At 70.7% G+C, this 24,829-nt stretch carries 12 protein-coding genes and 2 pseudogenes; 6 read left to right on the top strand and 8 right to left on the bottom strand.

What is annotated here, in order from left to right; genetic code table 11:
* The first annotated feature begins 52 nt into the window (after nucleotides 1-52).
* Complete coding sequence (locus tag M2266_RS03515; protein WP_277436773.1) at nucleotides 53-490, top strand: hypothetical protein; 438 nt, start codon at nucleotides 53-55, stop codon at nucleotides 488-490.
* Here the strand turns inward: M2266_RS03515 and M2266_RS03510 are convergent.
* Complete coding sequence (locus tag M2266_RS03510; protein WP_277436772.1) at nucleotides 457-2,544, bottom strand: CHAT domain-containing protein; 2,088 nt, start codon at nucleotides 2,542-2,544, stop codon at nucleotides 457-459. The genes M2266_RS03515 and M2266_RS03510 overlap by 34 nt on opposite strands.
* Nucleotides 2,545-2,711: 167 nt before the next feature.
* On the opposite strand from M2266_RS03510, the gene M2266_RS03505 reads away from it, so the two are divergent.
* The 3 genes from M2266_RS03505 (at nucleotide 2,712) to M2266_RS03495 (ending at nucleotide 14,955) form a co-directional block, all read left to right on the top strand.
* A complete protein-coding gene (locus tag M2266_RS03505; RefSeq protein ID WP_277436771.1) occupies nucleotides 2,712-5,282 on the top strand; it encodes a CHAT domain-containing protein in 2,571 nt (856 codons plus the stop codon).
* A 214-nt stretch (nucleotides 5,283-5,496) separates the two neighbouring features.
* Nucleotides 5,497-9,645 carry a hypothetical protein gene (locus M2266_RS03500; RefSeq protein WP_277436770.1) on the top strand — a complete coding sequence of 1,383 codons (4,149 nt, stop codon included), beginning with the start codon at nucleotides 5,497-5,499 and terminating at the stop codon, nucleotides 9,643-9,645.
* A gap of 1,836 nt (nucleotides 9,646-11,481) precedes the next feature.
* Nucleotides 11,482-14,955 carry a hypothetical protein gene (locus M2266_RS03495; RefSeq protein ID WP_277436769.1) on the top strand — a complete coding sequence of 1,158 codons (3,474 nt, stop codon included), beginning with the start codon at nucleotides 11,482-11,484 and terminating at the stop codon, nucleotides 14,953-14,955.
* 46 nt (nucleotides 14,956-15,001) lie between these two features.
* Here the strand turns inward: M2266_RS03495 and M2266_RS03490 are convergent, their stop codons facing one another.
* From M2266_RS03490 to M2266_RS03470, 5 genes and pseudogenes are all read right to left on the bottom strand, one after another.
* On the bottom strand, nucleotides 15,002-16,183 hold the full coding sequence (locus M2266_RS03490; protein ID WP_277436768.1) for an MFS transporter: 1,182 nt from the start codon (nucleotides 16,181-16,183) through the stop codon (nucleotides 15,002-15,004).
* 83 nt (nucleotides 16,184-16,266) lie between these two features.
* Nucleotides 16,267-16,707: a GNAT family N-acetyltransferase gene (locus M2266_RS03485; protein WP_277441055.1), complete on the bottom strand. Its 441-nt coding sequence runs from the start codon at nucleotides 16,705-16,707 to the stop codon at nucleotides 16,267-16,269.
* A gap of 90 nt (nucleotides 16,708-16,797) precedes the next feature.
* Nucleotides 16,798-18,100: pseudogene (locus M2266_RS03480) on the bottom strand (DUF6271 family protein); the annotation flags it as partial.
* Entirely contained in the window at nucleotides 18,097-19,128 is a 1,032-nt protein-coding gene (locus tag M2266_RS03475) for a phytanoyl-CoA dioxygenase family protein (RefSeq protein ID WP_277436767.1), read from the bottom strand. The pseudogene M2266_RS03480 and the gene M2266_RS03475, both read right to left, overlap by 4 nt.
* A gap of 94 nt (nucleotides 19,129-19,222) precedes the next feature.
* The gene (locus M2266_RS03470; protein WP_277436766.1) at nucleotides 19,223-20,629 is read right to left on the bottom strand and encodes a type III PLP-dependent enzyme; all 1,407 of its coding nucleotides are present in this window, start codon (nucleotides 20,627-20,629) and stop codon (nucleotides 19,223-19,225) included.
* 452 nt (nucleotides 20,630-21,081) lie between these two features.
* Here M2266_RS03470 and M2266_RS03465 point away from each other — a divergent pair, with 452 nt between their 5' ends.
* Nucleotides 21,082-21,279, top strand: a complete 198-nt coding sequence (locus tag M2266_RS03465) for a hypothetical protein (protein WP_277436765.1) — start codon at nucleotides 21,082-21,084, stop codon at nucleotides 21,277-21,279.
* A gap of 302 nt (nucleotides 21,280-21,581) precedes the next feature.
* Nucleotides 21,582-23,105, top strand: coding sequence for a GMC family oxidoreductase N-terminal domain-containing protein (locus M2266_RS03460; RefSeq protein ID WP_277436764.1), 1,524 nt, complete (start codon nucleotides 21,582-21,584; stop codon nucleotides 23,103-23,105).
* A gap of 182 nt (nucleotides 23,106-23,287) precedes the next feature.
* Here the strand turns inward: M2266_RS03460 and M2266_RS03455 are convergent, their stop codons facing one another.
* Both M2266_RS03455 and M2266_RS03450 read right to left on the bottom strand, forming a co-directional pair.
* Entirely contained in the window at nucleotides 23,288-24,310 is a 1,023-nt protein-coding gene (locus tag M2266_RS03455; RefSeq protein WP_277436763.1) for a helix-turn-helix domain-containing protein, read from the bottom strand.
* A 115-nt stretch (nucleotides 24,311-24,425) separates the two neighbouring features.
* Nucleotides 24,426-24,782: pseudogene (locus tag M2266_RS03450) on the bottom strand (integrase); the annotation flags it as partial.
* Nucleotides 24,783-24,829 lie beyond the last annotated feature (47 nt).

Genomic DNA, 24,829 nt, shown 5'->3' with positions numbered 1-24,829 from the left:
CACCGACGGGTGGTGCCCGGATGCATCGCGGTGGGGGAAGTGGGGGCGGCAGATGTCGGTCTTTGGCCATGTGGGGGCCGGGGCGTTCGGACTGGTGATCGGGTGGATCGCTTACCGGACGTTGCGGCGCTCGCAGGGCTCGGGTCTCAGTGATCTCGTCACGGTGATCGCCGCGCTCGGTGGCGGCGCGGTCGTCGACGCCCGCTTCGCCGATCCCGAGCTCTTCGCCTCGTACGGACTGGGCCTGGCCACGGGCTTCTTCGGGTACTTCGTGACCGCCGCATGGTTCGACATCCGGGACCGGTCGGCCCTGCTGGCCGAACGCGCTGCCGGTTCGGCCCAGCCCGGTGCGACCTCTGCTCCGGCCGACAGCGCGGGAAGCGCCGCGTCGGCGGAGGCGTCGCTGCCCCCCCAGACAAGTTCGTGGCAGGGCTCCGGGGAGCAGGACCAGCCCTCTCATCGCCGCATACGCAAGCCGTTCGAACAGTAGGCCGTGTAGGCGAGGCCCAGCACGTTGCCCTTGCGGAGCAGCTCCATGCGCACCCGGTGCAACGCGTCACCGACCGGCTGGGAGTCGAGGAAGTACTGCCAGAACCGCTCGGCGACCTCGGCTGCCAGAGCCTGCTCGACGGAGATCTCGGTGCCGATCACCCCTGCGGCCGCAAGCCCGGAGAACGCGTCGACGAAGCTCAGCCAGGTGGCCGGCTCGCTGTTCGCGGTATGGCATCCGTTCAGGAAGACCAACGGCGAACTCGGCTCCCACGTGGTCGGCGCCGCTGCCCAGGCGGTCAGCGCGGGCGGGGTGATGCGGTCCGAGAGGCCGATCTCCAGGACTGTGGTCTCCTCGGCCTCGTCCAACCCGTCGGGCGTGCGTCCGTGGCAGTAGAAGTACACACAGTCGTGTCGCGCGGCAGCCAGGGCGGTTTTGAGCGCCTCCCGTCCGTCACAGTCCGTGATTCCCTCCGGGAATGACTCCTGTAGAGCCCGCATGTGAAGGCCGGACAGCGTCTCGTTCAGTTTCAGGCTCCGCGCGACGGTCATGCTCGGCACCTGTGCCCCGCGGCCCGCGAGCAGCGGCAACGAGCGGCCGGGCGGCAGGGAGAGTGGTTGCTCGATGCGGTGGCGGTATCCCCAGAACCCGAACGGACACAGCGTGTTGTAGGTGTGTTCGCTTTCGCCCGGGCAGGCGTGCGCGTCGAGGTTCCTGTCGATCTCCCTCCGTCCGGCCTCGCATCTGATCAGGGGCACCGAGGTGTCTCGGACGTCCACCGGGATGTCGTAGACGAAAGCCCAGGGAAACGTGATCGGCTGCCGGTCCTGCCGGCAGATCTGGATCTCCCCGGGGCCGCCCAGCACCTCGGCGAGTCGTGTGCGCTGCTCGACGTGGGGGGCGAGCACGAGCAGCAGATCCCAGCCGAGTTGGGCCAGGGCGGAGAGATCGGCGAACAGTTCGTCGTCCGGTTTGCGGTTGCCTGCTCGCAGGCGGTTGCGGAACGCGCCGTCGGCGCGCTCGGCGTGGACGCGGCCGAGCACGCGGCGCGCCCGGTCCAGTGTGCCGCGAAGCAGGAGTTCGTTCAGCCAGAACGTGCTCACCGCCGTGCCCGCGCCGAGCACGTCCACGGTGACACCACCATCGCGTCGGCGCGCGACCCGGATGCCGGCTGTGCGCTCCGGCAGGTCGGCGATCCCCGTGAAGCCGTCGACCAGTGTGTGGTCGATATGGGCCGTGAGCGATTCCGCGCCCGGCTCCTCGCGCAACGCCACCTGGGCGGTCAGGGACACCGACTGGAGCTGGTTGCCGCGGTTGGTCACGATGAGCCGCAGGCTTGCCGGGCCGGTCTCCGGGGGCGCGCTGACGCGTACGCGCAGGTACCGGTCCTGGTGTTCGGGCGCGCAGGTGTGGTGTCCACCAGGTTGACAGGGGCAGACCCAACCGGGGCCGACACGCGGCAGGAAATAGGGGTGGCGCTCGCCGTACACGGTGAAGTCGGCGCTCATGACGAGGACGTCCAGCCAGTCGCCGTTGTGGTCGAGCGGGTGCTCCGGGAAGGGTTGGCTCGCGGCCGCCAGCAGGCTTTCCGCGGAAAGGTCACCGATGTCCACCCGCAGCTCGTACGTCACGCCGACCCCGAGCCTTCGGTCCCGGGGCACGACACGACGTGAAAGCGGCCAGGTGAGGCAGAGGTTCAGGAACCGGTCGGCGGGCCGCTCGGCATCGGCATCGGCATCGGCCTCGGGTTCGGTCGGCGCCTGTTCGCGAAGGTCCGCACCGTCGGTGCGGGCGGAGCCCCGGAGTCCGTCCTGACGAGTCTTCATCCAGTGGTCCCACAGCAGGGCGAAGGCCTCGTAGTCGACGAAGACCGCTGTGAACTCCTCGTCGAAGGCGGCGGCGTCGAGTTCGTCGTCGGCCAGCAGTAACAGCAGCGCCGCTCGTGCCTCAGCCTCCATCGGCAGGCTGTCCGGGACCTCCTCCGAGGCGAGGAGGAGACGTAACAGCCCCTCGGTCGCGGACCTCGGCGGCGGAGGCGTGGTGTCGCTGGGCATGGGGCACGCTCCGGTCGTCCAGTCCGGGTCCGGGCTCCGCACTGGCGAGTTGAGAAGACGGATGGGTGGTGCCATTGTGCTGGCATCGTCCACACGTCATGGCCGCTTTCGGCAGCACACCGGGGGCGGCCGGGCGATGGATCGCACCAGCGGGAGGGGCTGGCACCATGGCCGTCGGCCCAGACATCACGATCGGCCTGAACTGGCAAGACGACAAGAGGGTCGTCGCCGCGGTCGTGGACGGTGACGGCCTCGTCGTGGCGCCGCACCGCGGTGCCCTCGTCGGGCGGTCTCTGCTGTCGTTCCCCTTCCCCGGTGACCAGCACGCGGTTCTCCTGGGCAAAGTACTGCTGCCCCCGGACGTCCGACGACGGATCCTCGCGGAGCTGCAGGCCCTGAACGACGGCGACCGGTTGAGAATTCGGGTCCGGCTGCCGAGGCCTTCGGCAGAGCGCGGCTTCTCGTTGGGTGCCCTGCCCTGGGAGCGGGTGCGGGTGCCGGAGGCCGATGTCCACCAGCGGCCCCCTGCGTGGCGCGCGTGGGCGGCCGGCGAGGACGATCCGCAGCCCTACCGGGAGCTGCGCTTCGATCCGCGGTTCTCCGTGGTTCGTGAGGTGGCGGGTTCGACGACGGCCCACGCGCCGGCAGACGGCGGTGGGGGAGCGGTGATCGCCGACGCGACGGCCGTCCACGGGGACATCATCACTCCGCGGGGGGTGGAGTCGGTCCCCGAGCCTGCGGCCGGGTCGACGAGTGACCGCGACGGACGCCAGGTCGCGGCAGCCCTGCGAGGTTCCCCGTTCGAAAGCCGGTCAGTGGCCGCCCCCGCGACGGCGAAGGCCATCCGCAGTGCCTTGCCGGACGCGGCACTCTTCTACTTCGGCGGTCATCACCTCGACGACGGTCTGGTCGTCGCCAGTGCTCCAGGCGAGTCGCGCGGAGAACTCCTGGACGCGGCCACGCTGTCCGGCTGGCTGACCGGGTACGGGGTCAGGATCGCCGTGCTGATGGCGTGCGACGCGGCCTCCGCCTCCGTAGCGGCCCCCGCATCGGGATCAGCGTCGAAGCGGTCGAACCTCTCCCTCGCCGAGCGCCTGGCGATCGACGGCGTCCCCTATGTCGTCGCGGTGCACGGAACCGTGAGCGACGGAGCATCGGTGCGCTTCGCGGGCCGGTTCTTCCACGCTCTCCTGCAGTGGCGGGACATCGACGTGGCGGTCGCCGAGGCGGCCACTGGCATGAACGAGCCGACCGCGCTGCCGGTGCTGTACACCGGCCGACGGAGTACAACCCTGCGACTGCGGGAGCTGCGGCCGCCTCGCCGGGCGGTCCTGCCGTCCGTCGCCCACCGCATGGCCCTGCCGCCGGCCGGGAGCAGAGATCTCGGGACCGCGGACGAACGCTTCCGGGTTCACCTGGAGACCCGCTGGTGCCTGCAGGCCGGTCCGCTCGTTGACGTACTGGCCGACCCGTCGGGGGACGACCTCGTCACCCTGCTGGAACGTGCGGAGTTCGACCTCAAGGGGGGTGACAAGGAGCGTCCGGACAGACGGCGTTGGTACGAGGTGGAGGCCGAACGCCTGCACGAGCCGGGGGCCCGCCGCGAGCTCCTGTCCGCGCTGTCCTCGGACGACGCGGCATCGGACGACGAGGCGTCGGAAGCCCATCTCCCCGGGCGGGGCAGCGGTCTGGTGGTGCGGCGACGCGTGCACGCCTACTCCCCTCTGCTGGACTGGCCCTCCTGCCTGGCGGGCCTGCGCCGTCTGGTTCCCGACCTGCGGGCTGTGGTGTTCCAGGTCCACGGGGAGGACGCGGAGAACGTGCACCACGCCGCCGTCGAAATCGCCGGTGACCTTCGCTGCGATGAGTACCTCATCAGGCTGCCGCCCCTGCGTGCCCGGCTGGGTGCGGCCCCCAGAGCCGGCTCGCACGCCCTGACCGCGGCCGCACACGTTCTGGAAGAAGTCCGAAAAGAGCCCGCGCCGTTCTCCGGCGGGCCGACCCTGCCGATCGACGCCGTCGCGGTAGTGGACGACCTGAACGTGGGTGACGGCTGGGGCGACTGGCGTGCCGAACTGGACGTCCTGCGGTCGGTGGCGGCGCGGTGGCCGGCGGTCTTCCCGGCCCTCATGGAGGCGCACGCCGCCCGCCGCACCGGCGTTGGGCGCTACGCGTCGCTTCTTCTCGCGGCCTCCCGGGACGACGAGTTGGGTCGCTGGCTCCGCGCTGCCGCACGTCGGCTGCCGTGCCCGTCCGACTTCCCCCGGGTACGCGTTCCCGAGTCCGTCGCCGATGCGGTGGTACTCGGGCTGCTGCGGGAGCGGGACCCCGCCGAGGCGCGCTTCGGAGGTGCGGACCTGCCGATCGAGCTGGAGGAGTGGCAGGCGAAGGGCGTGTCCGCAGCTGTGGACGCCGCCGTCCGCGTGGCGGAACGCTCGACCCCTCTGACGCTGCTGGACCTCGGCACACCCGAGGACGCCGTCGCGTTGGACCGGGCCGGACTGCTGGCCTCGACCGACTTGTGGGCACTCGATCCGAAAGGCCGTAGCCGTGGCCGTTGGACCCTGTTGACCCGGCGACCGTTGACCAAGGACGTCGTGGCCTGGCTGGTGGACCTGTCCGAGGCCAGGCGGCGGATGGTGGGCCTGGCACCCGACGCGGTGGTCCCCGACGCCCGGCTGGAGGGGGACATGGCGGAGTACCGCGACGCGTTGCGGCCTCCGTTGCCCTTCCGCTGAGCTGCCGTCGCCCCATCCGCTCGAGCTGCGGTCGCCCGTCCACCGAACTGTCGTCGCCCATCCGCTGAGCTGCGCGGGCGGGGGAACGGGCCGTGTCACAGGAGTGCATCGATACGGATGACTCGCCTCAGAGCGGACAGATCGGCCCCCTACCATCGAGCCACCATCTGACGGGTCGTCTAGGACCGCCAGTGGACGGGGAAGGGACATCTCTGTGCTTCACAACTGGTACTTCTGTGCTTCTCTTGGCCTCCCTGTCGAGGACGCTGCCGTCCACCAGGACATCATCGCGGCGCTCGGAGAGCCCAGGGGCGTCGACCGCGCCGAGGAACTGGTCTGCGCGGCCCTCGACTGCCTGCGATCGGCCGAGACCGCCGCCACCCTGCATGCCCTGCCGCACGTCCTGGCAGCGCATCGGCGTTTCCAGGGGAACCCGGAGGTGACGGCGCGCGCCCTGGTGCTCTACCGGACCATCGCCCGGATCAGCCCCGACCATCTGCGGGTCCGGTTCGGCGCGTTGCTCCGGGAGGCCGGCGGCGGGGAGTGGGAGAAGGCGGCGCGCCTCCTGGAGTCGGCCCTGGAAGAGGTGCTGACCAGGTCGCACGCCACTGCTCCCGGTCTTGTTCCGTACCTGGATCTGGGGGAACAGCTCGCCCCCACGCTGGTGCTGACCGTCGGCCGCTTCCTGGCCTCGCACCGGAGTCAGGTGGTACGCGAGCGTCTCGGAGAGCGCCCCACCGTTCTGGTGGCGGCCCTGCGCGGCGAGCATGGCCGGCTCGCGCTGACCCAGGCCGCGGAGTGGAGCGCGACCACATGGCCTGAGTCGGGGGACGAGGTGCGCGCCCTGGCCCGGGCTTCGGGTGGCGCGCTCGACATGGAGCCCGACCTGTTGATGTGCGCGGCGCGGGTGTCCTTCGGCATCCTGCCCGAGGAACGCGATCCCTCGGTCCTGGCGACCCGACTCGACGAGATGGAGAACGAGGCGCTCTCCGGCACCCGGTTGCTCGGCTGGGTCGAGGAGTTCACCGCGGCCTGGGACTGGCGGTCGGTTGATGCCACGGCCAGGCGGCAGGCGGCCTACACCCGGCTGGGTGGCGTGGCCGGGCACCGCGACTCCGCGATGCCGGCGGTGCTGTGGCAGAACGCGTTGAGCACTCTGGCCGTCGAACTCGCCCCAGAGGAGACGGTCGAGCGGCTCCAGCGCTGGTGGCAGCCCCCCGAGGCGTTCCCCGACACGAACCAGGCCCAGCAGGTCCAGGTGTCCATCAAGTACACCGGGCCCGAGTACGGCCGCGCCGTTTTGCATGTGGGCAGGCTGCTCGGCCTGCGCACCCCGCCCGACGGGCGTCGCCGGCCGATGCCGATCCTCACCGACGGACCGGTCGCGGACACCGTCCCCGCCGTCGCGGCACAGGTCTGGTCACCGTGGATGTTCGATCGGCCCGGTGTCGCTGCGAGCGGTGGCGGTCCGACGCGGCTGACGGACAACGAGCCGGAGCAGCTGGTCCGGTTGCTGGGCGCCGGGTTACTGGGCGAGCGGCTGCTCACCGACGGGAGGCGGCGCGAGAACCACCCGAACTTCCTGTTGTTGCTGAACATCCACCTCAGAGACGTCCTCGGCCGCCGTTTCCAGAAGCTGATGGGCGCGATCAGGGAACACACGGGACGGTCGCTGGTCCCGGCGGGCCACCTGGCCGGCCTGATGGCCCACGCGCAGAACATGACGGACCGGGTGGGCAAGGGCCTGCGGCCCACCGTCCACCCCGCGGAGCTGGTGCGCGTGCTCAGCAGCCTGCACGCCCAGACGGATCCCCTGCCCCCCGGGCAGGCACTGCGGGATCTGGCGCACGAGGAGAACGGTCTGGCCGCCGCCTTGTTCTGGGTGAGGGAGTCCTCGGCGGGCGGAGTCGGCGGCCACCGTACGGAGGCGGGTGGCCGTTGGTTCATCGGTGACCGGTCCGCCGCCGAGGTGCTGTTCGATCTGGTGTCCGCGCAGCCCGGGTCGGCGACCCGCGGCACCGCGATCACCGCCGCGCTGCTGCGGCGGGAGATATCCGGGGGTGAACAGGCGCCCCTGTCGTGGCGGGAGGTGCACGGGGACGAAAAGGTGGAGGAGCCCCTGTTCCGCTGGGACTGGACCCCCGGGGGACTACCCGTGCCGCCGGTCAGGAACCCGTCCGGCAAGTCGGTGGTCCCTGGACACCGGGAGCTGCTGCTCAGTGGTCCCACGGACCCCGAGCGCAGGGATTTCAGCGTCGAGGAGTGGGAGGTGATGGGGCAGGAGATGGAGCGGCGCTGCGAGGGGTCGCCGCGGTTGCGCTATGTGCCGCTCACCGCACGCACCCTGCGCCTTTCGGCGCTGCTGCGCCGCCCCGACCTGGGCGACCAGCGGCATCACGACGACTGGGTGACCTCGTGGTCGGAGTCGGTCGCGGCGCTGAACTCCGCCGCCGCGCTGCCGCGGGTGGTACGGAGCCGGCTGCTCGACCTGTTCCGCGCCGAGGTGGCTGGAGCGGGCTCCCAGGAGCGGCTGTCCGCCGTGCTGGAACGGGTCATCGACGTGATCATCGAGCTGAGTCCACGGGCGACGCTCTACTACGACCGGCTCTTCCGCGCGACGGGCGATGCGATGTCACTGCCGGCCGAGAGCGCCAACCTGCTGCGGCACCGGGTGCTCCGGGCGTTCTACCACCAGTGGGGACCCTCCGTGTTCGCGGCGTCCCGCTCCGAGCCATTCGACACCTTCGGCTCCAGGATCAGCGCCAGAGGCACCGAGAGTGCGCTGGTCACATTGGTACGGGCGACCGCGCACCAGGAGCTCCAAGCCGCGGCGGTCCCGCTGGGCGCGGTGATGGCCGAGGCGTGGGAGCGGGCGCAGCGCCCCGCTCGGCTGGGTGCCCGGCGCGAGGAGCTGGACGCGGTCACGCTCGACCCCCGGCTCGTGGTGGCCGCCACGGTCGACCGGCGCACCGGCGAGGCGGTGCTCTACCCGCGCGGGGAGCAACTGGACAAGAGGGTCCGTGGCGGTGGCCGGCCGTCGGTGCGGGATCTGTTCAGTCCGGGGAGCGACACCCCGCAGGCGGTGGGAGGCGGCTTCGTCCTCGGGGTCATCGCGAGCGCCGTCCATACCCGCGGGGAAACCCACCTGTGGATCAACTGTGGCCTGCCCAACCCGGTCAGCCACACCCTCCAGCCCACCGACCGGCGGTGGACCATGGGCCGCACCCTGGCGGTCAAGGTCGGACCTGATGGCAGGACGGCTGACGCCGTGGCCTGGCTGGCCGTCCCGGAGCCCCGCATCGGAGAGATCCGCAACGCCACGCTCCGCACGACGGAATCCTTTCCGTGGCTGTCGTTGCGGGTCGACGGCGTCGACGGCGTCGGCGGGGACTGCTATCCGCAGCAGTCCGCGGAGAAGGACATCTCCGCCCGCCGGCTCTGGGACCCGGATCTCTCCCGGAGGTTCGGCTCCCCGGGCCGCACCTGGTCCACCAGGACGCTGGTCGTGTGGCACGGCGAGCACCGGCACTGGGTCCCGCTGGACGCGGGCCCCTGGTCGAGCTGGCAGCGGCCGCGAGCGAACTGCCGGGCGCCGAAGGGTCGGACCACCCGGGGATGCGCCTGGTGCTCTGCGGTCGGGCTACGGACCCCTCCGGCTTCGGTGCGGCGTTGCGCTTCGCGCTGCAACCCGGGCGCACCTACGTGCTCGGCGAGTCCGCCTGGGAGGCAAAGGACTGGCGATTGCTGCAGAAGGCCTGCTCGGATGCCGAGACCGGGCTCATCGTGCACGCGCAGTTCCCGCCGGACGGAAATCGGTTGCGCCTGGTTCCCGGTGGCTCGGCGATCGACCGGCGCAACTGTGACTGGCTGTCCGCCTTCTCCCGTTCCGCAGCGGCTCCTGCCGACGGCGACAGCGTCGGCGACCAGGACCTGTACGAGGAGGCCGTGCTCGAAACCGGTCCGGACGGCAAGCCGGCCTGGCGGATCGAGATGCCGCGGATCGAGGGCTTCCCGCGCTGGGTCGTCGCCACCGCGAGGACGACTCGGCGGCTCAAGGGCGGTCACACGCTGTGCAGCATCGGGAGGTGGGGAGAGCCGGAGGCCCGGCGTGCCGAGGTGGACGTGCACCCGGTGGACGAGATCGGCATCACCGTGCCGGGAACCGTCGGCAACTTCGAGCTACTGGAACAGTTCGAACAGGACGAGGTGGTCGAAGTACAGCTGCTGCAGCGCAGGGACCCCGCGGAGGGCAACAACCTGGTGCGGACCGTCGACGGGATCTGCGGCTTCGCCGACACCGAGTCGCTCACTCTCACGGGCAAGTTCCCCGACGGCGGAACGACCTGTCGATGGGCGATCGTGACGGAGGACGTGTCGCGCGCGGCGGGCCGGCCCTCACGGCAACCGACACCGCTCCCGCACGAGCAACTCCTCGGGGCGTGCGTCGGCCGGCCCGACCCCGCATTCTTCGCCGAGGGCACCCCGTCCGGCATGGTCGCCGCGTGGTTGACCAAAGCCGGGCGGGAGATCACCCGCATCAGGGTCTGGCTCCGCCAGGGCAGCCACCTGACCGAGGCCCTGCTCCCCGTCTCGTGCTTCGACAACGCGCGGCCCCCGGCGGGAAGCCGTCTGACCCTGCGGCGGACCGCGGCCGGCTGGACCTTCGCCGTGCAGCGTCGTCAGCTGCGCTTGCGGGGTCTGTGGACCAGGGACGCCGCGCCCGAAGCCGACTGGACGGCGGTCGGCGTGGTCAGCGATGAGGGCGAGGACAAAGTGCTCTACCAGCACCCCTCCCTCGGCCGGATCGCTGTCGTCGACCCGGGTGAGGTCTCCGGTGCCGAGGGCGCAATCCCGGCGTTCGAAGCCTGCGACGCGGAGGCGGTGAGATTCCGTCAGCAGAAGGACACCCGCCGCGCCGTCGTCCGGGTCGGGAGCCGCAACCTGGTGGGTGGTACCACCGGTGTGGCGCTGCCCACCGCTCTCCCCTTGGCCGTACGCCTGGAGCGGACCGGTCTGGACCTGGAGCCCATCGAGTTCTGGGAGGACCGGCCCGACGGCAGTCGGCGACCGCTCCTCCTGTGGGATGTGCACCGTGAGTTCGTGCTCTCGCGAGCCGCCCGCTCCGAGGCCGTCGAGCGCCCGCCGCTCGAGGTGGCGGCCGATCCCGCGGCCGAGTGGGAGCGCATCCGGGCAGCCGGTGTCGTCACGGGCCAATTGACCCCGGACGGGCGGGTACTGCTTCCCACGGGTCTCGCTCCGGACGACGCGGGGGCCTACCAGCCGTGGCTCGCGGTGCTCGACGAACCGCAGACGCTGGTCGGTGGACGGACGTATCTGGTGGACCGCGTCCGCTGCGTGCCGGTCGACAGCGGACGCGGAGCTCGCGGCTCCCATCTGCTGGTTCCACCGGTCTCGCTGCCGGAGTTCATGGCGGAGGTGGTACCGCAGGCACGCCCCAACGGGAAGCGCTGGGAGATCAAGGCGGGCGGTAAGGCCTCGAGGCGCCCCTTCTACGTCGGATTGCAAAGCACCCCCGATAACACCGAGGAAGGCGTCCACCGGTTCGAGTTCGGCTACGGCTGGTTCCTGGACGTGCCGAGCCAGGCCCTGACGGTGGGTGGCAAGCCCGTCGACCCGGCCGGCATCGCCCTCTTCCACGGTGATCGCATCGACGCGATGTCCTTCGGGAGGTGTGACCGCTCGGCGGGCGCTCCCGACGGGATCACCGTGGACATCGCCGTCGCCGACGTCTTCAAGAGCATCGAGAGCCAGGTCCGCCGTGAGGCAGGGAACGGTGTGGTGCACCTGCTGGACGTCAACCTGGTCCACCGGCGGAACCGGGTCGCGGTGCACCGGGTGTACACCGGCAGCGACAGGTTCACCCCCGGGCAGGAGGGCATCCATGTCAGGGACGAGCCCGTCAGCGCTTACCTGCGCCCCGAGGACGTCGTCGCTCTGCTGGCCGCTCACGGGCCGAAGGAGCGCACGCGGAAGGTTCTGGCCCGCCTGGAGACGGTGCCGGGCGGCCGCCCCGGCTGGGGGCTGTGCTTCGCCCCTCGTCCCCCCGTGTCCGGAGGACGGGAACGGAGTGGGCCTGCGCGAGGGCGAAAGCCTCTACCTGGAGGCTGGACTGGCTTCCCGGTCGTCCAACAACCACTTCCTCCACTTCGGCCTGCACGCGGAACTCGAGCAGCAGGGCATGCCGCTGACCGCGGAGGTGAGCCGGCGCGACTTCTCCCACCGGGAGAACTGCCTGCGCCGGGCGGTGGAGACGCGCGCGGACATCTACCAGGGGCAGGCGAAGATGCTGGTGCGCCTGGAACAGCTGTACGAGGGGGACCGGAACCGGTGGCGTGGCTCCACCAAGTCACCCATGGCCAGGACATCGAAGTTGCTGAGCAGCTATCTGAAGACCACCGGGTCGGACTGCTTCGGCGTGATGGCCGCGAACGGCGGCTCCATCGAGGTCCGCCCCGGCGTGCTGTTCCCCGCCGCCGACGTGCGCGACGCGGACGGTGTCCCTCCCGGCTCGGTGGTGCGCCTGCGGCGCCACGGTGACGGCAGCGTGAGCGCCCACGTGGCGATCCCCGCAGACGCCACCTTCCTGTCGGACTGGCCGCGACCGGTCGTGGCCTTCCCCAAGGACGTCCTGAAGACTCAGCAGGCCCTCAAGAACGCCGACGCCCATGGCAACTTCACCCTGGCGGGACTTCCCGGCCTCAACGCCACCGCGGCCAGGGGGACCGGGGCACCGCTGTTGCTCACCCCGCACCCGAAGATCACCGGAGCGGTGACCGTGGCCGGCTCCCGCACCGACGCGGTGCGCCTGACGACCCTGCGTGCCGCCGCGGGCGGGCTGATCGTCCTCCCCGCGGCCGGGGACTCGGTCTCCGGGGTCCGGATCCGGCTGCTGCCCACCGCAGGCGCCCAGGACGAGGGAAGGATCCTGGACACGGAGTGGGCGCGGCTCTCCTTCATGAACGGCAGCGCGGAGGAGATAGCGACCGCCTGCCGGGAGCGGAACTGGCGCTACCACGACGAATTGACGCGGCACTGGACCGAGGGGGCGGACCGGCCTGTGCGCGTCCGGCTGCCGAAGCAGGCCAGGGCGGTGGAGGAGCCGGTGTTCTTCTCACCACACCTGACGACCTGGACGCTGCGTCATGAGCCCTCCGCACTGCGGCGGTTCGGCTTTCCCGCCACCGAACTGGTGGAGAACGTGCGGGCGAACGAGGCCGCCGGCCGGACCGTCTGGGCCGTGGCCTGGGCCGACCGGCGCTCGGTGTGGCTGGAGACGGTGCCCGGCAGAGTCGTCGAGGTGTGCGCCGAACTGGTGCGCTTCGCTGACGGAAGTTCACTGGCCGACCTCGAGTGGTCGTTCTTCAGCCCGGGCGACATGGTCTACGGCCGAGTCCAGGGCGGCGTGAACGAATGCGGCCACCTGGTTCTGGAGACATGGCACCCCGGAGTCCGGGGGGCCCTCGGCCAGAAGCTCGCACAGCGCATGCTGCTTCCCGTCGCGTTCGCCGACGAGACCAACGGCGCCCTGCTGCTCGGCGACGGCGCCGACGCCTTCCCGTATCCGGCCGACCGAAGGCTTCTGGACCAGCACTCCACCGACGGCGCGGTGTGGCTGAACCGGTCCAACGAACTGACGTCCCTCAAGGACTCCCCGGTGGCCGCCGGGGACGTGGTCTTCCTTTCCGCCGCGGCCGACGGCGGACTTCGGGTGCTGGGCCTGCCCCAGGCCCGGGTGATCGTCGCCCGCCCCGCGGAACGTGACTGGCCCGGTTGCGACTGGCTGCGGGAGGAGCTCGTCGCCGCGAACCGGGGCGGCGTCCTGGCGGCCGGGCTGACGGGCGTGCCGGTGACGGTGCTCCATGTCGATCTGGGCTCGCCCGCCACGCTCACGGTGTCCCGCCGGGCCCAGCCCGGCGGGTCGGTGTCGGCCGGGTCCGTGCTGGTGCAGCCGGTGGCCGACCTGGGCAGCGGCCGGATCGCCGTCCGTTCGGGATCCGCGCTGTTCCGGGTGCACATGTCGGCGCTGTTGCCCGGACTGCCCAAGGACGCGGCGGAGGCGGCAGCGGTGGCCTTCGTCGGCAGCGGGGCGACCGTGAGGCTGCACTGGGACGAGCAAGCCCGGTCGCTGACCGGCCGTCCGGCCGACGGCACGGACCCCGACGACACCACCGCGGGATCGGACGAGCGGGGTGAGACCATCGTCCGCCCCTGGTTGTCGGTGAACGACGCCGGTGGCAACTGCCGGGGAGTGGTCTGCCACGACGAGCAGTCGCACCGGCTGTGCTGGTTGGCGGCGGAGGACGCGGCCTGGACCGCGGACCTCACCGGCTCCGTGCTGCTCGAACACCTCAGTGGGTTGCGGCGCGTGGCCGTCCTGCGGACGGGCCCCGGCACGGTCACGTTCACCGGCCATTCCATGAATGTGCGGGAGTACGACAACCTGGCTCGCGGCCAGCGGCGGCGCGTCACGGTGGTCGATCCGGATCTGCCCACCGACCCGGCGGGCACCGCGGAGCCCTCCCGCCGCTGCCTGGTGTCGGTCGAACCCATGGGAATGCTCGCTGTCTACACCCTGTCGGACGGAACCGCATCACCCGCGACCGGGAAATCGCTGTTCGCCGAGGTCTCCCGGATCGGCGGCCCGGACGGCCGGCGGTCGCTGTCACTGGTCGAACCGGGCAGCAACCTGACCGTGCTCGACCTGCCGGTCTGGATGACCGGTGCGCTGCAGCGGCTGTTCCATGACGGACTGTCGAACGGCCGGCCGCAACCCGTCGACCGGCTGGTAGACCAGCGGTACCGCGACTACTGGGCCGCTTACGAACAGGGCCTGGCGGGGTACGGCGCCGTGGCAAAGCCCGAGCCCGAGTCGCGTGCGGAGGCGAACCGGGTACTGCGGGCCCTGGGGACCTACGACGCGGAGCAGCCGGTCACCGCGAACGACAGGGGGGAGGCATTGGCGGCCGTAGGCTCCTGGCTCCGCTCGCCGGAAGGACAGGACACCGTGCTGCAGCGCCATGCGGAGGTCGACCTGGCACCGCTGCTGGCGGTCTGCCGGCTGGGCGTGCGACTCGGGGAGCGGAGGGTGGGCCTGCCGGCGGGCTGGCTCGCCTACCTGCTCGGCCGGCTCGGGGACCGTGCGGTCAGTTCCCTGCACACCGAGGCCCTGGTCACCCAGTGGATCACCAGGCGGGAGCGGCACGGCAGCCCACTGGGAGGCTGGCAGCGACTCAGGACCGTGGAGATCGCAGCGAGGCTGACCCCGAACCAGGTCGCCGCCGTGGTGGACTTCGGCAAGGCGGTCACCAGCCGTCCGGCGCTGAACCTCAAAGAGAGCGACGCGGCCCCGGTGGCACGCGGCCTGCTGGCCGCGGTGGGCGCGCTCCCCGCCGCGGGGGAGTTGATCGACGATGCGCCGATCCTGCGCGGGCTCGCGGAACTGGGCGCCGGCCTGCGTCCCGCCCACGGGGACGGCGTACCCCGATGGGACTTGCTGCCACAGCAGCAGACCGTCCTGCGCAGCGCGGCCGACAAGGTCATGCGGGAGGACACCATCGCCCTGACGCTCCTCCCCGCGTACGCACCACTGACCGGGGCGATGGAGGAGTACGCCGCCCAACTCCTGCGCGCCGCGGCCAGGCTGCGCGGATGACGGGCGCCCCGGCCGCGAGGAGGGGCGGCCGGGGCGCCCGGGGCGGTCAGGCGGGGGTCAGGGCGGGCCAGCGGATTCGGGTGGCGCACAGGGCGACCAGCGTCGCCGAGGCGGCGACCGCGCCCATGCCCCACGTCAGGCTGCTGCCGCTCGCGATGAAGCCGATGACGGGCGGTCCGGCCAGCAGGCCGATCGTCCCCATCGCGGCGACCAGGGCCAGTGCGTCCGGGCCTTGGCGGGCGGCGGCCACGTAGACGCACGGCGTCACGGCCGCGACGCCCAGGCCCACGCAGGCGAACCCCAGCAGTGCGGGGAACACACCGCCGGCCAGCAGGGCGAGCGTCAGACCGGCGCCCGCGAGTGCGCTTCCGGCCACGACGATCCGTCCGTCACCCCAGCGGGCGCGCCAGCCGTCGGCGAAGATGCGGGCCAGCACCATCATTCCGGACACGACCGCGATCCCCAGCGGCGCCACCTGCGGCCCCGCTTCGGCGACGTCCTTGAGGTAGAGGGAGGACCAGTCGTTCATCGCACCCTCGGTCACGGTGCCGAACACCATGGCAAGGCCCATCCAGATGGTCACCCGGGACGGCAGGACCATGCGGCGCTTCGGTTTCTCCGGCTGTTCCGATGCGTTCTCCGGCTCGGCTTGCGGCTGCTGGTCCTCGGGCAGCAGCCCGGACCGCGTCAGGCCCACCGCGAGCAACAACACCAGAGCGGCCGCCGTGAAGTGCACCGCCAAGGACGAGGTGAACAGGTTCACGCCGACGGCGAGCAGCGCCGCGGACAGGGAGCCCGCGCTGAACGTCGCATGGAACCGGGCCATCACGGTCCGGCCGTACCTGACTTCGAGCGCGGCTCCCTGCGCGTTCATCGCGACATTGAGGAAGCCCACCGCCACGCCGTCGAGACAGATGACCAGCAGGGTGACCGGGTAGTTCGGCGCCACCGCCAGGACCGGCAGGATCAGGCCCAGGACCAGGGCGGAGAGCAGCGACAGCAGCCGGGAGCCCAGGCGTGCCATCACCACCGGAACCAGCGGGAACGAGATCACCGCGCCCACGCCGCCCGCCATCAGCAGCAGGCCGACCTGCGCCGCGCTCAGGTCGAGGTGCGTCTTCAACGCGGGCAGCCGCGAGACCCAGGTGGCGTACTGGAACCCGAGGAAGAGGAACAGCGCCGCGATGGCCAACTGCGCTCTGCGGAAGGGGTCGTGCATGCGAAACATGAGTGAATCAGCCTACTTCGTCCGACGGTGGTGATCCGCGCGGCGGATCCGCTGGGTACTTCGATCCCGGTCCGAGGCGCGTTCTACAGCTCTTTGGACATGTAGACGGCCTCCGTGCCGTAGCTCTCGGGAAGGCTGACCTCCGGGTGGAGGGCGTAGCCGAGGCGACGCCACAGGACATGGCTGCGTTGGACGGCGACCATGGAGATCCGGTCGAAGCCCTGCGACCGCGCCTGCTGCTCGATCTGCCGCACGAACTGCGGTGTCAGCCCCCTGGCGCGGAGTGCCTCGGTGAGCACGAAATCGTGCGCGTGGAGATTTGTCGACGTGTGGTCGGATGCCTCGACGAGCGTGAGATCCGGGCACTGGCCCGATGGGTACGGGAGGGCCAGCAGATAACCCCCGAACTGCCCGTCGTGCTCCAGTACGAAGCAGGTGGCCGGTGATACGCGGCCCCTGGACCGCAGCACCTCCCGTCCCTCCGACAGGCCGCTCTCGGCGTAGGCGCGCGCTTCCAGCGCCACCACCTCGTCCCAGTCGGCCTCTGCCAGGGGACGCAGGCGGACGGTGTCCTCGGCCGCTCTTCCCGCCCCTTCGCCGGACAGGCCGACGGCCCTGCTCGCCGCCACCAGCGGAAGCCACGCGTCGATGAGCAGCGCGAAGTGCTCGATGTCGAGCTGGGCCCGGTCGAGCAGGCCCTGCCGCAGCGGCAGCAGGTGGTCGGCGAACTCGGCGTACTTGCCGCCGAGTTGCCGGTAGCAGCGGTCGATGACGTCCAGCCGCCGGATATTCTCCGCGCGGTCCGCCCCGGCGGACCGCCGGGCGAACCCGGCGATCGTGGCGGCGCGTACACGGTGCTCCGCGTCGAGCAGCGCCGGTCCGGCTTCCTCCAGGTCGAAGTAGACGGGGTGGAGGTAGAGCATCGACAGCAGGAACTTCACGAACCGCATCTGGTAGGCGGTGAATCCGCTGCCGGTCCGCCGTTCCGCGGTGTAGAAGTTGACGATGTGCCGGTTGTGCACGACCGCGGGCAGCGGGGCGTGGCGGACGACGTGCAGGAGGAAGTAGTCGCTGCCGATGGTGTCGGTCGCGGGCGGCAGCGGGACGCGCTCGTACAGCTCATGGTCGAAGCCGATGTTGCACATGTCCAGCCGCCAGATGTCCGGGACGTCCAGGACCGACCGGTCGACGCTGAACGGCTCGGTGCCGGCGCCGATGAACGACTCCTCGACCAGTCCCTGCACCTCCTCCTCCGGCCACTCGGGCGGCGCCCAGAGGCTGACCACGTCACGGTAGATCCCGGGGTCGGTCTCCTTGATCTCGCCGACGTCGACCGACAGCTCACCCACGAACGAGCCACCGACCATGGACACCGGCTTCTGACCGTGTGCCGGGTCCAGCGCGTTCTCGGTGACGCCGTCGGCGGCGTCGGCCCCCGGCTTACCGAGTGACAGCAGCTCGTGGTGGATGGGGAAGACCGGCTCGCCATCCAGGGTCTGGTAGCCGCTGTCCGAGTCCCGGCGGTGGATCGACTCGCAGCCGAGTGCGGCGGCGAGCAGGAACGCCCGGTTGGTGCAGGCTCCGTAGGAGACGGCGTCCGGCAGCATCAGGTCGAGCAGCAGCTCGGGTTCGGCATGACCGGAGCGCCCGATCTACCTCCCGCAGGAAGTCACGCTGCCGCTCCTCGTCGAGGTGGTGCACGATCACGTTCGGCACGGCGGGGAGCTCGTCGACGGCCTTGGCGTGATCGGTGAACGTCGAGGGATCGGAGGAATCGAGGATCAGCAGGTGGACCTCGACGCCGAACCGCCCGGCGGCGTAGACGGCCTCCTCGCCGATGTCGGCGATGGTGGCCGTGCAGGCCCGGTTGGTGGGAAGGGTCAGGCAGATCCTGCGCGTGCCGGTGTCACGACTCACTGTGCGGACTCCGCTCCGTGCCAGGAGGTGAGGCCCAGCAGTTTCTCCCCGAGGTCGTTGAGTTCGGCGGTCTTGTACCGGAGCGACTCGTGCGTGACGGCGTCGCCGACCAGGGTTCCGTTCCAGTCCGGGGTGCTGAGGGTTTCCCAGGAGCCGATCCGGGAGCGGCGTATCTGCTCGCTCTCCTCCAAGGCGGGCATCATCGAGAGGTACTGGACCGCCCGCACGCCTTGCTCGGAGATGTTGCGGGCGACGCCGTGGGCCAGGGCGCCGTTCCAGATCAGCAGGTCACCGGCTGACAGCTCCGGTCGGACCACCGGGTATTCGTCCCGGTCGACGGCGGGCCGGATCGGATCACGGTCCGCCGGCTGACCGAGCTTCCACTCGTCGAACCGGCGGAACAGCTCGGGGTCGCACTGGAAGCCGCCGTGGTCGGGCCGGGTGTCGTTGAGCGCGATGATGCCCTGGACCCGCTGCGGTATCACGCTGAGCGTGCTGTCGATGTCCCAGTGGAGTTCGATGTCGAAACCCGTTGCCGTGGGCTCGATGAGGGCGCGGTCACGGTTCTTGATGTTGGGCGGGTTGAGGTTGAGACGGTCGAGGCTGACCCACAGCTCCTCGCAGTCCCAGACGTCGGCGAAGGCGTCGTAGACGCGCTGGGTCTGCCGGCTGTCCCAGATCAACTGGTGGTGGTACGCCTCGACGAAGCCGTAGACATGCAGATGGCGGTCCAGCTCGTCACGGTAGGGCCGCGGCTCGTACCAGGTGTCCGGGCGGTCCGGGTCGAGGTCCTGGAAGTCGAAGGCGAAGTCCAGCAGGCGCCGGGCGGACTCGGCGGGGATCGCCTCCTTGACCACGACATAGCCGTAGGTCTGCCAGAAGGCGAAGTCCGCCTCGGAGAGCACGCGCAGGGGCTGCTCCTTGCGGAGGTCGCGGAGTGGGGTCGGCGCGAGGTACGTCTCACCGTCCGCACTGAAATACGGGCGGCGGGAGGCGGCGCGGTGAAGGTGCTGATCGTAGGCGGGCATGTAGGAACTCCAGAAACCAAGTGGGTCAGGTGGGTACAGGGGCACCCCCTCGTCGCGCCGGTGGCTGCGAACCGTGAGGGTGTGCGGGCGGGAATCAGGCGGGCCGGCTCGCCTCGTCGTCCGTCACGTCCGTCACGTCGAGGAGGTCCATGACGTCCATGACGTCCGTCACGTCCGTCACCGCGGAGCTCGCGGAGCTCGCGGCTCTCGGCTCACCGGCCGTCCAACCGCACGGAAGCGGATCGAAGCCGTTGAACCCCTGGGTCATGTAACTGGTCGCATAGGCACCGCTGGAGAGGATCCACACCGGATCGCCGGAGGCGACCGATCCGGGCACCTGGACGCGACGGTGTTCCTGGGCGTAGGCGTCGTCGCTGTCACAGCTGGGGCCCGCGACGACGGCCGGAACGTACTCCCCGTCCGGATGGGTCGGAAAGACCAGCCGGTACTGCAGCTCGTCCATCTCGTAGAGGCCGTTGAACTTCCCGCAGCTCAGGTAGAGCCAGTACTCGCGCTCGCCGTCGAGCTGCCGGCGTGACGTCAGGCGCAGGACATGCGCCTTGATCGCGCCCTGGTCGGCGACCAGATGGCGACCCGGCTCCATGACGAAGTCCAACTCGGAGCCGGCGATCTCCCGCAGTCGCTGCATGCCCTCCCGGATCACCACGAACATCTTGTCCAGCGGCGGATCGAGCGGGTTGCCCCGCCGGTCCAGATAGCCGAGGGCGGGCAGGCCGCCCCCGAGGTTGACGTGGTCCAGCAGGATCCCGCTCGCCCGCAGGCTCACCAGCACGTCGCCGATGCGTTCGAAGGCCTCCTGCCAGGCGTCGGCGGTCATCTGCTGCGAGCCGACGTGCACCGAAAGGCCGGCCGGCGTCAGGCCCGCCGCCCGGGCGGCCTCCAGGACGAGTACGGCGTCTTCGGCCGAGCAACCGAACTTCCGGCTGAGCCCCCAGAGCGCGCCCTCCCCGCTGGTGGCCAGTCGGCAGAACACCCGGGCGCCGGGAGCGTGGGCCGCGATCGCGGCGACGTCCTCCGAACTGTCCGTGGCGAAGTCCCTAACCCCCAGGCGGTACGCCTCGGCGATGTTCCGGTCGGACTTGACGGTGTTGCCGTAGTGGATCCGACCGGGCGGCACACCGGTCCTGACCGCCTGGACGATCTCGTTGGGGCTCGCCGCGTCGAAGCCCGCACCCTGCGCCGCCAGGTGGTTCAGCACCTGGTCGACGGGGCACGCCTTCATGGCGAACCGGACGTCGACGCCGGGCAGTTCCTCGACCAGGGACCGGTACCGCTCGCCGATCCCGGCGAGGTCGTAGATGATCCGGTCCTCGGACTCGGTCGCGAGGGCGGCGTGCAGCGCCGGACTGACAGGGGCCGGATTCGGGCTGGTCCTCGCCGCACCGGATTCTGACGGCCGGATCCCCGCCGTGGCCGGTCGTTCCTGACGATGTCGTCGGTGAGGGCCTACGGTCGGCCCTGGTATCTGTTGACGTGCCATGTCTCTCTCCGCGATCGGGTCATGTTCTCGTTCCTCGCGAAGGCGGGCACCTTCGCGAGGTCCTGGACCGCCCAAACGGCGTTCTCGGGGCAAGCGCGGGTGATGCCTTCGTGGAGCCCATGGCGGTCGGAGGGCGGCGGACCGCACCCCGCGGGAGGATGGACACGCACACGGTCCCTGGGCTCAACATTGGACTAGACCACGTTTCGACGTCAACCCTTTTCAGCCGTCAACTCGCCATCACAGTAGGCAATTTGAAGGTAATCCGGGGTCCACGGTTCAGAAATGACGCTGTGTGATGTCTGCTGGTCAGTCCGTTAGCGGCGACGGGTGTCATCCAGATGGACAGTCCGGCCGCTCCTGCAGACTGACGCGGTGCGGGTGGGTCGGTGCGGCGGGGCACGTGAAGATCCGCAGTGATCCCAGCGCCCCACCGAGATCCGGGTGGGGACATGGCGTCGAACACACCGATGACGGGCTGGTCCGCGACCGGGACCCAGCTGCGACCGCCCGCGTCCCACGCCCTCCTCGTCCTCCTGCTCGGCGCCGTCCTCCCACTCGGCGATGCGCTCACGGAGTCCCCGCGGCAGCAGGCCCCCGTATTCGTGCTCCAGCACCTGCTCGGGGTGGAGCACACGGGGGGCTGGTAGTCGTCCCTGCCGACGGCCTCGGGCTCAGGGGCCTCGATGAGCGGCCCGGTGACCTGCGCGGCGTTGCGCCAGTGCGGCCCGGGATGTGCCCAACGGCGCCTCGTGGCGCGCAGGTTCCGAACAGACGTCGCGGTGGTTCAAGTGCGCGCTGTGCCGGTCTTCCTAAGCTGCGAAGGCCGAGGGAACACCTGCGCTGTTCCTGGACGGATACACACCCAAGACGAGTTGGTACACAGGCATCATCAGCTCCTTGCTCGTCGAGGAGCTGATTTTCTGGAATCCGGTGGTCGGACGAGACTGCCGTGGAAAGCGGAGACATGATGGACAAGAGCCCTTATGACTATGTCGTGGTGGGAGCGGGGACAGCGGGATGCGTGATCGCCTCCCGGCTCTCGGAACGCCCCGGCGTGCGGGTGTTGCTGCTGGAGGCGGGAGCCCGGGACGCGACCGAGACGATGGCGTCTCCCTGGGGCTTCCTGGGGTTCGACCCGTCGTCCCTCTGGCTGGGCGCCTCGACCGTGCAGGCCGGTACGGGCCGGGCCGCTGACGTGCTGCGCGGCAAGGCACTCGGCGGATCATCGAGCATCAACGGCCTCTACCACCTACGGGGGCACCGTTCCGGTTACGACGAATGGGCCGGCCTCGGCGCTCCAGGGTGGGGTTTCGACGATCTGCTGCCCTATTTCGCCCGCAGCGAGAGCACGCGCGGCCGTGATGCCTCCGTGCGGGGCACGGACGGGCCGGTCGTGGTCGCCCCGGTCCCGGAACCCCATCCCCTGGCCACGGCAGGCGTCGACGCCGCCGTGGAGGCCGGGTTCGCACGCGCCGATGACATCGGCGGCGGGCTGGAGACCGGGTTCGGGTGGAGTGACATGAATCTGCCTGGCGGCGCCCGGCAGAGCGCGGCCGACGCCTACATCCGTCCGTTCCTGGACCGGCCGAACCTGGACGTCGTCACGGACGCGACCGTGGAGCGGTTGCTCGTCACCGCGGGCCGCTGCACGGGCGTCGAGTACACCCTTGGCGGGGAGCACCGGTCCGTCGACGGCGCCGAGGTGGTGCTGACCGCGGGAGCCATCGGTTCCGCACACCTCCTGATGCTGTCAGGGATCGGCCCGGCACAACACCTGGAGGAACACGGCATCGATGTCGTCGCCGACCTGCCGGGTGTGGGCTCCCATCTGCAGGACCACCCGATGGCCGGCGTGGTGTACGAGGCCACCCGGCCCGTACCGTTCATTCCTGCCAACCCGCCGGCCGAGATGATGGGCCTGCTGCACAGCGACCCCACCGCGGGCCGGCCGGACCTTCAGGTCTACGTCGTTGCCGCACCGCTCCCGTCGGCATGGGGCCAGCCGCCGGCCAACGGCTATTCGATCGCTTTCGCCGCGATGGCTCCGCACAGCAGCGGCACCGTGCGCCTGGCGGACGCCCATCCCGGCAGCGCTCCCGTGGTCGACCCGGGTTATCTGAGCGACGACCGTGACCTGGAGATCATGCGCAAGGGCCTGGCCCTGGCTCGCCGCATCGGGGAGGGCGACGCGTTCGCCGACTGGCGCAAGCAGGAAGCGGTGCCGGGCTCCGGGACGAGCGGCGAAGACGTGGACGAGTTCCTCCGCAAGGCCACCGGACCTTACTTCCACTACACCGGCACCTGCCGCATGGGAACCGACGCCGATGCCGTCGTCGACCCTGCCAACCTCCGCGTGCACGGAATATCCGGGCTGCGGGTCGCCGACGCCTCGGTGATGCCGTCCATCCCCTCGGCCAACACCAACGCCACCGTCTACGCCATCGCCGAGCGGGCCGCCGAGCTGATCGACTGAACCTTCTTCAGCATCCACGGCGCTTCCCCAACGCGCTTATCCCGACGCCGCCTGGGCCGCCGGCAGTTGGTCGGAACCTTCGACCAGCTGCCGGCGAGCTACCCGGCCCAGGGCCAGTGCGGACGGCTGTCGCATACGCGCGAAAGCAGGAGGCAGCCGCTGAACCGCGGTCGTACCTCTGGTCACGCGCTATCGGCCGACCCGCGGCCCGGCGGGTGCGACGCTGCTCCGGTCGAACGGGCGTACTCGGTGGGAGTCTGACCGTAGTGCTTCTTGAAGGCTCGGGTGAAGTGACTGCCGTCCGCGAACTGCCAGTGTGCGGCGAGTTCCGAGATACTCAGGCGACCTGACGGCGCGGTGAGGGCGAACCGGGCCTCGTGCAGTCGCCGATGGCGGATGTAGGCGGTCACCTGCTCTCCCACAGCGGCGAATGCCCGGTGCAGCGTACGGACAGAGACGTTGAGTTCGCGCGCGAGCATCGCCGGAGAAAGGTCGGGATCAGCGAGCCGACGGTCCGCGAGGTCCTTGGCCGCCTGGGTGAGCGCGGGAGCCAGCCGGGGTTCCACATCGTCGAACCGGCCCTTCGCCACCGCCTTGGCCAGTTCGATCAGGGCCCCGTGGGCGGCTTCCGCACCGGCCGGGCCGAGGTCGGCCGCCGTTGTGTGGATCATGTCTGTCAAGGCCGTCAGCAGGCGTATCTCGGCCGAGTCCGCCGGCCCGGTGATGACCCGGTTCCCGAGCAGGGGCTTGAGCTCGTCGGGAGGCAGAACGAAGAACTTCGCCGTGAGGTGCGCCGTCGTCTCGAAAGCCGTCAGGTTCCCGACGTGCCGGACGAGGAACTGCCCGGCCGACACGGTCTGCTCGCCGTCACCGGGCGGCCCTCCCAGAGTCCACGCGCCGCGCTGCACCACGTACATGGCCACCAGATCCTGATCGCCGCCCGGGGCGTCCGCGGTCCGGGTCGCCGAAGCGGCGTGAAGATCGGCGATCGCCGCACCGTGCACCTTGGTCACTTGTCCCTTGACCCGAAAGTCCCCGACGGTGTCCGGGCTGAAGGCCGGCAGTTGGAAGACATCGTCGCCGATCTGCGTCTCCCACCCGCGCCGGAAGGCGTCGAGTCCCCGCGGTGCGGCGTCCGGGTCGGTCGAGTCCACTGAGAACACCCCGCGCGGGCTGCCGTCGACCTCCGCTCCAGTACCGCTCATCACTCTCCGATCCCGTCACCTACGTCGCTTCAACGCTATCGGCTGTAGGACAGGCCTGGAGCGCGCAGCCCTTGCGGGCCCGCGGGGCTCTTCTCGGCGAACACGGGGTTGGCCGCGCCGGTTCGATGCCGGCTTCCTTCAGGGTTTGCCAGGCGGGGGAGGCGGCCACCTTGATCCCGAGGACGCGGAGTTCACCGTGGAGGTGGCGATATCCCCACCGGGGACTCTCCCGTGCGAGCCGCAGAACCAGGGTGCGGATGGAGCGCACGGTCCGAGGCCTTCCCGGGCGCTAGGGCGGGGAGACGGCAGCATGGCGGCGTGCGACCATATCGCGGTGCCGGCGCGGCACCGTCCCCGGACGTACCAGCAGTCGCACCCTGCGCAGTGCCTCCGACGGCAACCGGTGCAGCAGGGCTGCCAGGAACGGGCGATCACTTGGGGTGAACCGCACCCGCAAATCAACTCCCGCCAGGGCGGGTGAGGTTCGGCAGGGTCAAGGTCCGGCGGGTAACCAGCACT

This window comes from Streptomyces sp. SPB162 (assembly GCF_029504575.1).
Classification (GTDB): Bacteria; Actinomycetota; Actinomycetes; order Streptomycetales; family Streptomycetaceae; genus Actinacidiphila.
Note: the sequence above shows the minus strand (reverse complement) of the source record. Positions and strands in the feature narration are given on the sequence as shown.